This window comes from Pseudomonas sp. GM78 (assembly GCF_000282475.1).
GTDB lineage: Bacteria > Pseudomonadota > Gammaproteobacteria > Pseudomonadales > Pseudomonadaceae > Aquipseudomonas.
The window spans coordinates 1-10,831 of the sequence record NZ_AKJF01000228.1; the positions used below are offsets into that span (position 1 = coordinate 1).

Consider the following 10,831-nt stretch of genomic DNA (forward strand, 5'->3'; position numbering starts at 1 on the left):
TTCGACCCCATCAATTCAACGGCGGGCTGGCGCCAGCTCGCGCCGAAGAAAAACTTAACGTCGTGTCCGGGATTAGTTGACCACTACACTTCCTCCCCTCACGCATCTTCGAGAGATTGCGGAGGCCTTACGAGAGAAGCTGAGCGACGGTGTCGAGAACCTTGAGCCTACAATGGCAGCCATGAACAAGCTTCAGAGCTTACTCGGTCGCTTGAGTGATATCGACAAACTGCTCCTGCCACGGCGCAAGCGGCTTGCAATTGAACAGTTCTCTCGAACCCTAAAACGCTGGGCTCGCGATAGCGAATGGGTAGGCCACGCCGACCAAGCGGATCAAATCCACCGCTTGCTGGATCTCATTGAGGGAAGGTCAGAGAGCGCAGCTCCGGACTGGAGGCAATTTGCAGATGCCTGGCTAGAGCTTGTTCAACCTCGATGGAATGATTTTCTGAAGACCAAAAGCAAAAAATCATCACTAGTAAGATTAAGGGACCTAGAGCCGGGGCTCAAAGCCAAACCTATTGAAGCGGCAGAACTACTGCTAAAGCTTGACGGTATTGACCTGCGCAGACCATGGGAAGAACGAATCGTCGCCTGCATACTCGGTTTCGAAGGCATCACGGGATCGTGAGGAAGCTGGAGTTTGGTCATTGCGACAGACACCAAAAGCGGTAAGGTTCTGGAGTCAACACAGAGGGCACATGAAGATCAACCTCGAATGGCGTTGTGCCCTATATGTGCCCTAGATTCGAAGGTATACAAATAGCACAGGCATAAAAAAATCCAGTCACCGCTAAGTGACTGGATTTCTTGGAATTATATGGTCGGGACGGAGTGATTCGAACACTCGACCCCTAGCACCCCATGCTAGTGCGCTACCGGACTGCGCTACGCCCCGACTAGGCGTGTTACTCGTTCCTCATCTCGAGGGACGCTCAAGAATATATCGCAAGCTTTTGAAAACTGGAAGTATTTAAATGCAGGAATTTATTTCTTGAGGACAACCAGCACATCTTCGAGCTCGGCAATCATCTGCCGGATCATCTGTTTGTACTGGGTGGTGTCGTCTTTGGCTTCATCGCCGGACAGGCGCAGGCGTGCGCCGCCGATGGTGAAACCCTGATCGTACAGCAGCGCGCGAATCTGCCGGATCATCAGCACGTCCTGGCGCTGATAATACCGGCGGTTTCCGCGGCGTTTGACGGGGTTGAGTTGAGGAAACTCCTGCTCCCAGTAGCGCAGCACGTGCGGTTTTACCGCACACAGCTCGCTGACTTCACCAATGGTGAAGTAGCGTTTGCCTGGTATGACGGGAAGCTCGTCGTTATGACTTGGTTCCAGCATAAGCCTCAACTCGGGCCTTCAACTTCTGCCCTGGACGAAAGGTGACCACACGGCGAGCCGTGATCGGGATTTCTTCCCCCGTTTTCGGGTTGCGGCCAGGCCGCTGGCGTTTGTCCCGGAGGTCGAAATTGCCGAAACCGGACAATTTGACCTGCTCGTTGTCTTCAAGAGCGTGCCTGATTTCCTCGAAAAACAGTTCGACCAATTCCTTGGCTTCCCGCTTGTTCAGGCCCAGCTCTTCATACAGACGTTCCGCCATCTCAGCTTTCGTCAAAGCCCCCATACGTCACTTCCTTAACGTGGCGTCCAACCTTTGTTCGAGCGAGGTGAGGATGTTTTGCGTCGTGGAATTCACCTCATCGTCATTAAGAGTGCGCGATGGATGCTGCCAGGTCAAGCCAACTGCGAGGCTTTTTCTATCAGGATCAATGCCTTTACCCTGATACACGTCAAATAGCCTGAGGTCTGTCAGCCATTCGCCTGCATTTTCACGGATTACGTCCAGTACCGCCGAGGCGGCAACGTCTTTGTGCGCAATCAGTGCAAGGTCACGACGCACTTCAGGAAAACGCGACAACTCGTGGAATTTAGGCATTTTGCCCGAGGCCACTTCCGCCAGGACCAGCTCGAAAACGAAGACTGGACGATCCAGGCCCAGGGTTTTCGACAGTTCAGGGTGGATGGCGCCGACGAAACCGACCAGACGACCTTCACGCTCGATGCGCGCGGTTTGACCCGGGTGCAACGCGGGGTGTTTGCCCGGTACGAAACTGAAGGCATCCAGCGCACCGGCAAAGCCCAGCACTGCTTCCACGTCAGCCTTGACGTCGAAGAAGTCGACGGTATCGCGACCCTGTGCCCAGCCTTCCGGCAGACGGCTACCGCAGACGACACCGGCCAGCATCGGCTCTTGCTTCAGGCCTTCGAGCTGGCCGACGAAGCGCAGGCCGCTTTCGAACAGGCGAACGCGATCCTGCTGACGGTTCAGGTTGTGCGAAAGCGCCTTGACCAGGCCTGGCCACAGGGACGAGCGCATGGCAGCCATGTCGTTCGAGATAGGGTTGGCCAGCAACAACGGCTCGACACCTGGGTTGAACAGCTCGAACTGTTTCGGATCGATGAAGCTGTAGGTGATCGCTTCCTGGTAACCACGGGCGACCAGCAGGCGACGCAATTCAGGCAGTTCGCTACGGGCTTCGACCTTGGCTTGCGGCGCCAGGCGCGCTTGCGGGTAACGAACCGGCAGGCGGTTGTAGCCGTACAGGCGGGCCAGTTCTTCGATCAGGTCGACTTCAAGGCTGATATCGAAGCGATGGCTTGGCACTTCTACGCGCCACTGCCCTGCCCCATCGGCAGAAACGGTCAGGCCCAAGGCGTTGAGCAGACGCTCGACTTCGGCCGAATCCATTTCCATGCCCAGCATCTGGGTGATGCGCTGGGCACGCAGGGTGACCGGGGCAATCTTCGGCAGGTGCTGTTCGCTGACGGTTTCGATGATCGGGCCGGCTTCGCCACCGGTGATGTCCAGCAGCAGGCCAGTGGCGCGCTCCATGGCTTCACGGGCCAGTTGCCAGTCCACACCACGCTCGTAGCGGTGCGATGCGTCGGTGTGCAGGCCATAGGAGCGGGCCTTGCCAGCGACGGCGATCTGATCGAAGAACGCGCTTTCCAGGAAGATATCGCGGGTGGTCGCGGTGTTGACGCCGCTGTGCTCGCCGCCCATGACGCCGGCGATTGCCAGGGCACGGGTGTGGTCGGCGATCACCAGCGTATCGCTACGCAGGCTCACTTCCTGACCGTCGAGCAGTACCAGCTTCTCGCCTTCTTCAGCCATGCGCACGCGGATGCCGCCATTGATTTCGGCGAGATCGAAGGCGTGCAGCGGTTGACCCAGCTCCAGCATCACGTAGTTGGTGATGTCGACGGCAGCATCGATGCTGCGCACGTCGGCGCGACGCAGGCGCTCGACCATCCACAGCGGCGTAGGCTTGGACAGGTCGACGTTACGGATCACACGACCCAGGTAACGCGGGCAGGCGGCAGGGGCCAGCACTTCAACCGAACGCACTTCATCGTGCACGGCGGGAACGGCAGCCACCACTGGACGAGTGACCGGTGCGTCATACAGCGCGCCGACTTCACGGGCCAGGCCGGCCAGGGACAGGCAGTCACCACGGTTCGGCGTCAGGTCGACTTCGATGCTGGCGTCGTCCAGTTTCAGATATTCACGAATGTCCTGGCCGACCGGCGCATCAGCCGGCAATTCCATCAGGCCATCGTTGCCTTCGCCCACTTGCAACTCGGCTTGCGAGCACAGCATGCCGTTGGACTCAACGCCCCGCAGCTTGGCTTTCTTGATCTTGAAGTCGCCCGGCAGCTCGGCGCCGAGGGTGGCGAACGGGATCTTCAGGCCCGGGCGCACGTTTGGCGCACCGCAAACTACCTGGAAGGTCTCCGAGCCATTGCTGACCTGGCAAACGCGCAGCTTGTCGGCGTCCGGGTGCTGCTCGGTGCTCAGCACCTCGCCGACGATCACGCCGGTGAATTCGCCGGCGGCCGGCGTCACGCTATCGACCTCAAGACCGGCCATCGACAGACGGGCAACCAGCTCGTCGCGACTTACCTGCGGGCTTACCCAGCCACGCAGCCATTGTTCACTGAATTTCATCCTGCTCTCCTATGAATTCGTTACGACTAGCGAAATTGCGCGAGGAACCGCAAGTCGTTGTCGAAGAACAGACGCAAGTCGTTCACGCCGTAACGCAGCATGGCCAGACGCTCGACGCCCATGCCGAAGGCGAAGCCCGAAAACTCTTCCGGGTCGATCCCGGACATGCGCAGCACGTTCGGGTGAACCATGCCGCAGCCCATCACTTCCAGCCAGCCAGTCTGCTTGCAGACGCGGCAGCCTTTGCCGCTGCACATCACGCATTCCATGTCGACTTCGGCCGATGGCTCGGTGAACGGGAAGTAGGAAGGACGGAAACGCACGGCCAGCTCTTTCTCGAAGAACACCCGCAGGAATTCTTCGATGGTGCCCTTGAGGTCGGCGAAATTGATGTCGCGATCGACCAGCAGGCCTTCGACCTGGTGGAACATCGGCGAGTGGGTGATATCCGAGTCGCTACGGTACACACGGCCTGGGCAGACGATGCGGATCGGCGGCTGTTTCGACTCCATGGTGCGGACCTGTACCGGCGAGGTATGGGTGCGCAGCAACATGTTGGCGTTGAAATAGAAGGTGTCATGCATCGACCGGGCCGGGTGATGGCCTGGGATGTTGAGCGCTTCGAAGTTGTGGTAGTCGTCTTCGACCTCAGGGCCTTCGGCAATGCCGTAGCCGATGTGGGTGAAGAACTGTTCGATACGTTCCAGAGTGCGCGTAACCGGATGCAGACCACCCGAGGTCTGGCCACGGCCAGGCAGGGTCACGTCAATGGACTCGGCAGACAGTTTGGCGGCCAGGTCGGCCTCTTCAAACAGTGCCTTGCGGGCATTGAGGACCTCTGTGACACGCTCCTTGGCAACATTGATCAGGGCGCCGACTTGCGGACGCTCTTCTGGCGGCAAATTCCCCAGGGTCTTCATCACCTGAGTCAACTCGCCCTTCTTGCCAAGGTAGTGAACCCGGATTTGCTCCAGGGCATTGATATCTTCAGCGCTTTGCACAGCCTCTAGTGCTTGAGAGACGAGCGCATCCAGGTTTTCCATGTACAGACTCCAGATACAAAATAGGGGAAGAGCTTGAAGGCTCTTCCCCTATTTATGACGTTTAACACCTGGCCCCACAGAGGTGAGGCCGGGTGACTGTCGGGGGTACTTAAGCCAAGGTGGCTTTAGCTTTCTCGACAATCGCAGCAAACGCCGCTTTTTCGTTCACTGCCAGATCAGCCAGAACCTTACGGTCGATCTCGATGGACGCTTTTTTCAGGCCGGCGATGAAACGGCTGTAGGACAGACCGTTGATACGAGCACCAGCGTTGATACGAGCGATCCACAGAGCGCGGAACTGACGTTTTTTCTGACGACGGTCACGGTAGGCGTATTGGCCTGCCTTGATTACCGCTTGCTTGGCAACACGGAATACGCGGGAGCGTGCGCCGTAGTAGCCTTTAGCAAGTTTCAGAATTTTTTTGTGACGCTTACGGGCAATGACGCCACGCTTTACACGAGCCATGAGTTACTTCCTCTATTCTTGACTAAAATTAACGAAGGCGCAGCATGCGCTCGACTTTTGCCACGTCAGACGGATGCAGCAAGCTGCTACCGCGCAGTTGACGCTTACGCTTGGTCGACATTTTGGTCAGGATGTGGCTCTTGAAAGCGTGCTTGTGCTTGATACCGTTAGCAGTTTTCAGAAACCGCTTAGCAGCACCACTTTTGGTCTTCATTTTTGGCATGTTCGGATACTCCGCATTCAGTTGATAAACATAATCAGAAGGCCTGCCGTGCCCTGTTGATTACTTCTTCTTTTTCGGGGCGATGACCATGATCAGCTGGCGTCCTTCCATCTTAGGATGCTGTTCGACCGAACCGTACTCGAGCAAGTCACCTTCAACTCGCTTGAGGAGTTCCATCCCCAGCTCCTGGTGGGCCATCTCACGGCCGCGGAATCGCAAGGATACCTTGGCCCTGTCCCCGTCACTCAGGAAACGTACCAGGTTGCGCAGTTTTACCTGGTAATCCCCTTCCTCCGTCCCTGGACGAAACTTGATTTCTTTAACCTGGATCTGCTTCTGGTTTTTCTTGGCCGCAGCAATCTGCTTCTTCTTTTCGAAGATCGATTTGCCGTAGTCCATCAGTTTGCAAACAGGTGGTACTGCATCGGCGGAAATCTCCACCAGATCCAGCTTGGCCTCTTCAGCCTTAAGAAGCGCGTCTTCAATTGACACAATCCCGAGCTGTTCACCTTCAGCCCCAATTAACCGAACCTCGCGTGCCGAGATATTCTCGTTGATCGGGGCTTTCGGTGCAGTTCGTTTATCTTGTCTCATTTCACGCTTAATAATAATTACTCCGAATCTTGGCGACCACGCCGGGAAACCGCTTGCGCGAGGAACTCAGCGAACTGGGCGACGGGCATCGAGCCCAGGTCAGCACCTTCACGAGTACGCACAGCGACAGTCTGCATCTCGACTTCCCGATCTCCGATAACCAAGAGATAGGGAACCTTGAGCAAGGTATGCTCGCGGATTTTAAAGCCGATCTTTTCATTTCTCAAGTCAGACTTGGCACGAAACCCGCTTTCGTTGAGAGTTTTTTCCACTTCGGCGGCAAAATCTGCCTGTTTATCAGTGATATTCATGATCACTGCCTGGGTCGGAGCCAGCCACGCAGGGAATGCACCCTCGTAGTGCTCGATCAGGATTCCGACGAAACGTTCGAAGGAGCCCAGGATCGCCCGGTGCAACATCACCGGATGCTTGCGGCTGTTGTCTTCGGAGACGAATTCGGCACCCAGACGCACAGGCAGGTTAAAATCGAGCTGCAGGGTACCACACTGCCAGACACGGCCAAGGCAATCTTTCAGCGAGAATTCGATCTTCGGACCGTAGAACGCCCCCTCACCCGGCTGCAGATCGTACGGCAGGCCAGCACTATCAAGGGCTGCAGCCAATGCCGCTTCGGCGCGATCCCACAGCTCGTCGGAACCGACGCGTTTTTCCGGACGAGTGGACAGCTTCATCTCGACGTCTTTGAAGCCGAAATCGGCGTAGACGTCCATGGTCAGCTTGATGAACGCAGCGGATTCGGCCTGCATCTGCTCTTCGGTGCAGAAGATGTGGGCGTCGTCCTGAGTGAACGCACGTACACGCATGATGCCGTGCAGCGCACCCGATGGCTCGTTACGGTGGCAGGCACCGAACTCGGCCAGGCGCATCGGCAACTCACGGTAGCTCTTCAGGCCCTGGTTGAACACCTGCACGTGGCAAGGGCAGTTCATCGGCTTGATGGCGTAGTCGCGGTTTTCCGACTGAGTGGTGAACATGTTGTCGGCGTAGTTGGCCCAGTGCCCGGATTTCTCCCACAGGCTGCGGTCAACGACCTGAGGGGTCTTGATCTCCAGGTAGCCGTTGTCGCGCTGAACCTTGCGCATGTACTGCTCGAGCACCTGGTACAGGGTCCAGCCGTTCGGGTGCCAGAACACCATGCCCGGCGACTCTTCCTGGGTGTGGAACAGGCCCAGGCGCTTGCCGATCTTGCGGTGATCGCGTTTTTCGGCTTCTTCGATGCGCTGGATGTAGGCCGCCAGCTGCTTCTTGTCGGCCCACGCGGTGCCGTAGACGCGCTGCAATTGCTCGTTCTTGGCATCGCCGCGCCAGTAGGCGCCGGACAACTTGGTCAGCTTGAAGGATTTCAGGAAACGCGTGTTCGGCACGTGCGGACCGCGGCACATGTCGACGTATTCTTCGTGATAGTACAGGCCCATGGCCTGCTCGTTCGGCATGTCCTCGACCAGGCGCAACTTGTAGTCTTCGCCGCGGGCCTTGAACACTTCGATCACTTCGGCGCGCGGAGTGACTTTCTTGATCACGTCGTAATCTTTTTCGATCAGCTGCTGCATGCGCTGTTCGATGGCGGCCAGGTCGTCCGGGGTGAAAGGACGCTCGAAGGCGATATCGTAATAGAAGCCTTCGTCAATGACCGGACCGATGACCATCTTGGCCGTCGGGTACAGCTGCTTGACCGCATGACCGACCAGGTGGGCGCAAGAGTGGCGAATGATCTCCAGCCCCTCTTCATCCTTTGGCGTGATGATTTGCAGCGTGGCGTCGCTGCTGATGATGTCGCTGGCGTCGACCAGCTTGCCATCGACCTTGCCCGCTACGGTGGCCTTGGCCAGGCCGGCACCAATGGATGCGGCGACCTCGGCTACGGAAACCGGGTGATCGAATGAACGTTGACTGCCGTCGGGAAGAGTAATAGTTGGCATGGCGCCTCCTCTCCTAGTGGTGACCCCTACCAAAGGTCACGTGGGTTGGGATGAGCCAGTACAAGATCCGATCCAGGCCATTCAATGACGAACGCCTGCCTTACAGCGGCAGGAGCCTTGCGGCCAACCGGAAAATCGAACCAGAGTGACTGGGATTCAAATCAGGGTTATTCGGGTATCTGCCGCGGCCGGGACTGAAGGTCGACCGGCGCCTGCGAACGCCCGAGCCAGGCATGCTAGCACAGATGAACGGTCGTGGCGGCGTCCAGGCCCTGCGCCGAGGCGAATCTGGCGTTTTTGTGCCAGAGTGCTGAACTTGAACTGCGTTTTACCCCTCAGATAACAAGACATTCCCCATAAGGAGCATCCCGGCATGCGTCTGAATCGTTTATTCGCTGTAGTCGCACCCATCGTCCTGCTGCTTCCGCTGGCCGCCCACGCCGATTGGCCGAAGGGTGAACGCGAGAAGTACATGGCGCAGTGCACCCAGGCCGCCGCACAACAGATCGGCGCCGCAGCGGCAAAATCCCACTGCGCCTGCGGAGCCGACGCGATCAAATCGTACCCGGCCAAGGATTTGCAGGCGCTGATGAACAACCAGGCCAGTGATGCGTTGAAACAAGAGGCCCTGGGCAAGATAGCCAAGTGCAAGGCCCCTCCAGCGAAAAAATAATCCGATAAACGCACTGTAAAAGCGTTTTCGGCCGGTGAAAAACCCCTGAAAAACGCTTTTTCCTACAAATTGTGCAGGTTTTACAGGTTTTTTTCTCACCTTTACGTTGGGCTGAAAGCCTTTAAATACGGGGCTTTCAGCCCATTCAGCGAACAAACAATGTGCGACTGTAGGGCAAACAACCGCTGTGGGGGGCTCCCAAAGCGAACATTTCGACTATGATACTCGGGTGTGCCCAGTTGGCCTGAGCAGCACAGTACTACTGAAAATATATGTTTCTTGGAGATACACCATGTCTAATCGCCAAACCGGCACCGTTAAATGGTTCAACGATGAAAAAGGCTTCGGCTTCATCACTCCTCAAGGTGGCGGTGACGACCTGTTCGTACACTTCAAAGCTATCGAAAGCGACGGTTTCAAAAGCCTGAAAGAAGGCCAGACTGTTTCCTTCGTGGCTGAGAAAGGCCAAAAGGGTATGCAAGCTGCTCAAGTTCGCCCAGAGTAATTTCCAGGCGCACTAAAAAAACCCCGTCCATGTGACGGGGTTTTTTATGGGCGTTACAAAATCCCGCTCGATCAGCCGCAGTTGACGCGGGTGACGACCCGATTGGCATCGGTGTTGAGATTCAGGCGGTCCGAGCGGTACTCCAGCGTCACCATGTCGTTTGGCTGCAGGAACCGTGCGTTTTGCGCGCCTGCACGGGTGCGTGCCTGCTCCAGCAACTGGGGCGAAGCCTGCTTGCCGATGGCGAACTCGGCCGACTTGGCCTCGCAACGGCTATGACCTGACTCAGTGGTAGTGGCCGGGTCAGTCGGCTCGGTGGTTCCCGTGCTGCAACCGGCCAGCATGGCAGCAGCCAGCACAGTACCCAATGACGCGAGCTTCCAAGGCATGACGCCTCCTTATTTCGATGATTTAGCTGAATTCTTGCGACCGCCAATCCGGCGTTTGGTTTCACGGGGAACCCGGGCACCTGCCCTTCACAACGGACAAACGGCGAGTTTGCCTGAGCTGCGCCCCGTCCCTCATCTTTCAATCGTGACTGAATATGAACGGCATTTAGTAGACGTCGATGTAGTCAAAGGCCGGTTTTGGCCAGTTGTCCTTCAACGCATTGTAGATTTGCATGACCCAGACTTCGTCACTGGCCGCCACCCGTCCGACATAACCGGAACCCTTCGCCCAGGTTTCCAGGCGAAACAGCAAGCCGTCGATATCGCTGCCACCCACGACCCCCGATGAAATATAGGCGATGCCGCCCTTGGTCACGCGCAATTGCGTGTGCTCATCATCGCTGGCTGCCGCCAACAGCTGGCGCACCGCGTCAAGGGTCAGGGCGCCTGGAGTGTTCAAATCGATCTGCACAGCGCGATCCTGAAATGGCCATCAAAGGCCAAGTGTCGCACAGCCCTGCGTTCATGCCTAAGTCGCAGTGCCAAAAGCGTCGTAAAGTGATTAACTCGACACTCATCATTTTCCCTGACTCTAGAGCCCTGTCATGACCAGCGTGAGCATCGAAGCCGACATCAAGATCAAGTGGCCTGATGGCCATAAGTCCTACAGCCCCGGCAGCCCGGAAGAACTGGCCATCATCGGCGTTGACCTGCTGGTCAAGGACCTGGGCACCGAAGCGGCACGCTCTTTCATCGACCAGCTCTTCGAAAAACATTCGCGAGGCGGGCATTCGCAGTGAGAGATTCCATGGCTGGGGGGCTCTGGGCGTGAAGGCAGCCTGGTTTCGCGGTTGTACTCGTTCCCCTGCTCGCGATGAACCTCCAGACAACGGGCTCATCCAGACAGGGCGCGTTATCGTTGGCGACCATCGCCAGCAGGCTGGCTCCCACAGGGGATCAGGTACAGCCGTAAAAGTCAGGTCGGC

Annotated in this window: 14 protein-coding genes and 1 tRNA gene; 4 read left to right on the plus strand and 11 right to left on the minus strand. The window is 57.3% G+C overall.

Annotated features, from left to right (window positions below; genetic code table 11):
• Window positions 1-172 precede the first annotated feature (172 nt).
• Entirely contained in the window at window positions 173-631 is a 459-nt protein-coding gene (locus PMI35_RS0133210; protein ID WP_032832201.1) for a hypothetical protein, read from the plus strand.
• 190 nt (window positions 632-821) lie between these two features.
• Here PMI35_RS0133210 and PMI35_RS00275 read toward each other — a convergent pair.
• The 9 genes from PMI35_RS00275 to thrS form a co-directional block, all read right to left on the minus strand.
• A tRNA-Pro gene (locus tag PMI35_RS00275) sits at window positions 822-898 on the minus strand.
• An 89-nt stretch (window positions 899-987) separates the two neighbouring features.
• Complete coding sequence (locus PMI35_RS00270) at window positions 988-1,344, minus strand: MerR family transcriptional regulator (protein ID WP_003179985.1); 357 nt, start codon at window positions 1,342-1,344, stop codon at window positions 988-990.
• The gene (ihfA, locus tag PMI35_RS00265; protein WP_002553164.1) at window positions 1,325-1,627 is read right to left on the minus strand and encodes an integration host factor subunit alpha; all 303 of its coding nucleotides are present in this window, start codon (window positions 1,625-1,627) and stop codon (window positions 1,325-1,327) included. Before ihfA ends, PMI35_RS00270 begins: the two co-directional genes overlap by 20 nt.
• A gap of 3 nt (window positions 1,628-1,630) precedes the next feature.
• A complete protein-coding gene (pheT, locus tag PMI35_RS00260; RefSeq protein WP_008066668.1) occupies window positions 1,631-4,012 on the minus strand; it encodes a phenylalanine--tRNA ligase subunit beta in 2,382 nt (793 codons plus the stop codon).
• 26 nt (window positions 4,013-4,038) lie between these two features.
• Window positions 4,039-5,055, minus strand: coding sequence for a phenylalanine--tRNA ligase subunit alpha (gene pheS, locus PMI35_RS00255; protein ID WP_008066669.1), 1,017 nt, complete (start codon window positions 5,053-5,055; stop codon window positions 4,039-4,041).
• Window positions 5,056-5,164: 109 nt separating this feature from the next.
• Window positions 5,165-5,521 (minus strand): 50S ribosomal protein L20, encoded by a 357-nt coding sequence (rplT, locus tag PMI35_RS00250; protein ID WP_007905879.1) that lies wholly within the window; start codon window positions 5,519-5,521, stop codon window positions 5,165-5,167.
• Between the two features lie 28 nt (window positions 5,522-5,549).
• Window positions 5,550-5,744, minus strand: coding sequence for a 50S ribosomal protein L35 (rpmI, locus tag PMI35_RS00245; protein WP_002553160.1), 195 nt, complete (start codon window positions 5,742-5,744; stop codon window positions 5,550-5,552).
• A 60-nt stretch (window positions 5,745-5,804) separates the two neighbouring features.
• Window positions 5,805-6,356, minus strand: coding sequence for a translation initiation factor IF-3 (gene infC, locus PMI35_RS0133215; RefSeq protein WP_172435703.1), 552 nt, complete (start codon window positions 6,354-6,356; stop codon window positions 5,805-5,807).
• Window positions 6,356-8,278 carry a threonine--tRNA ligase gene (gene thrS / locus PMI35_RS00240; RefSeq protein ID WP_008066670.1) on the minus strand — a complete coding sequence of 641 codons (1,923 nt, stop codon included), beginning with the start codon at window positions 8,276-8,278 and terminating at the stop codon, window positions 6,356-6,358. The genes infC and thrS overlap by 1 nt, the downstream gene beginning before the upstream one ends.
• A 373-nt stretch (window positions 8,279-8,651) precedes the next feature.
• Between thrS and PMI35_RS00235 the strand changes: the two genes are divergently transcribed.
• On the plus strand, window positions 8,652-8,951 hold the full coding sequence (locus PMI35_RS00235; protein WP_008066671.1) for a hypothetical protein: 300 nt from the start codon (window positions 8,652-8,654) through the stop codon (window positions 8,949-8,951).
• A gap of 292 nt (window positions 8,952-9,243) precedes the next feature.
• Entirely contained in the window at window positions 9,244-9,456 is a 213-nt protein-coding gene (locus PMI35_RS00230; RefSeq protein ID WP_003179963.1) for a cold-shock protein, read from the plus strand.
• 71 nt (window positions 9,457-9,527) lie between these two features.
• Here the strand turns inward: PMI35_RS00230 and PMI35_RS00225 are convergent, their stop codons facing one another.
• Together PMI35_RS00225 and PMI35_RS00220 are read right to left on the minus strand one after the other, a co-directional pair.
• Complete coding sequence (locus PMI35_RS00225) at window positions 9,528-9,845, minus strand: I78 family peptidase inhibitor (RefSeq protein WP_008066672.1); 318 nt, start codon at window positions 9,843-9,845, stop codon at window positions 9,528-9,530.
• Between the two features lie 166 nt (window positions 9,846-10,011).
• Window positions 10,012-10,317: a hypothetical protein gene (locus tag PMI35_RS00220; RefSeq protein ID WP_008066673.1), complete on the minus strand. Its 306-nt coding sequence runs from the start codon at window positions 10,315-10,317 to the stop codon at window positions 10,012-10,014.
• A 133-nt stretch (window positions 10,318-10,450) separates the two neighbouring features.
• Between PMI35_RS00220 and PMI35_RS00215 the strand changes: the two genes are divergently transcribed.
• Window positions 10,451-10,645, plus strand: a complete 195-nt coding sequence (locus tag PMI35_RS00215) for a hypothetical protein (RefSeq protein WP_008066674.1) — start codon at window positions 10,451-10,453, stop codon at window positions 10,643-10,645.
• Window positions 10,646-10,831: the final 186 nt, after the last annotated feature.

Excerpts from the sequence above, each read along its gene's own strand:
- PMI35_RS00235 (WP_008066671.1), top strand. The coding sequence starts at position 8,652 with ATGCGTCTGAATCGTTTATTCGCTGTAGTCGCACCCATCGTCCTGCTG.
- PMI35_RS00270 (WP_003179985.1), bottom strand. The coding sequence starts at position 1,344 with ATGCTGGAACCAAGTCATAACGACGAGCTTCCCGTCATACCAGGCAAA.
- rplT (WP_007905879.1), bottom strand. The coding sequence starts at position 5,521 with ATGGCTCGTGTAAAGCGTGGCGTCATTGCCCGTAAGCGTCACAAAAAA.
- PMI35_RS00225 (WP_008066672.1), bottom strand. The coding sequence starts at position 9,845 with ATGCCTTGGAAGCTCGCGTCATTGGGTACTGTGCTGGCTGCTGCCATG.
- ihfA (WP_002553164.1), bottom strand. The coding sequence starts at position 1,627 with ATGGGGGCTTTGACGAAAGCTGAGATGGCGGAACGTCTGTATGAAGAG.
- pheS (WP_008066669.1), bottom strand. The coding sequence starts at position 5,055 with ATGGAAAACCTGGATGCGCTCGTCTCTCAAGCACTAGAGGCTGTGCAA.
- PMI35_RS0133210 (WP_032832201.1), top strand. The coding sequence starts at position 173 with ATGGCAGCCATGAACAAGCTTCAGAGCTTACTCGGTCGCTTGAGTGAT.
- thrS (WP_008066670.1), bottom strand. The coding sequence starts at position 8,278 with ATGCCAACTATTACTCTTCCCGACGGCAGTCAACGTTCATTCGATCAC.
- PMI35_RS00230 (WP_003179963.1), top strand. The coding sequence starts at position 9,244 with ATGTCTAATCGCCAAACCGGCACCGTTAAATGGTTCAACGATGAAAAA.
- pheT (WP_008066668.1), bottom strand. The coding sequence starts at position 4,012 with ATGAAATTCAGTGAACAATGGCTGCGTGGCTGGGTAAGCCCGCAGGTA.
- rpmI (WP_002553160.1), bottom strand. The coding sequence starts at position 5,744 with ATGCCAAAAATGAAGACCAAAAGTGGTGCTGCTAAGCGGTTTCTGAAA.
- PMI35_RS00215 (WP_008066674.1), top strand. The coding sequence starts at position 10,451 with ATGACCAGCGTGAGCATCGAAGCCGACATCAAGATCAAGTGGCCTGAT.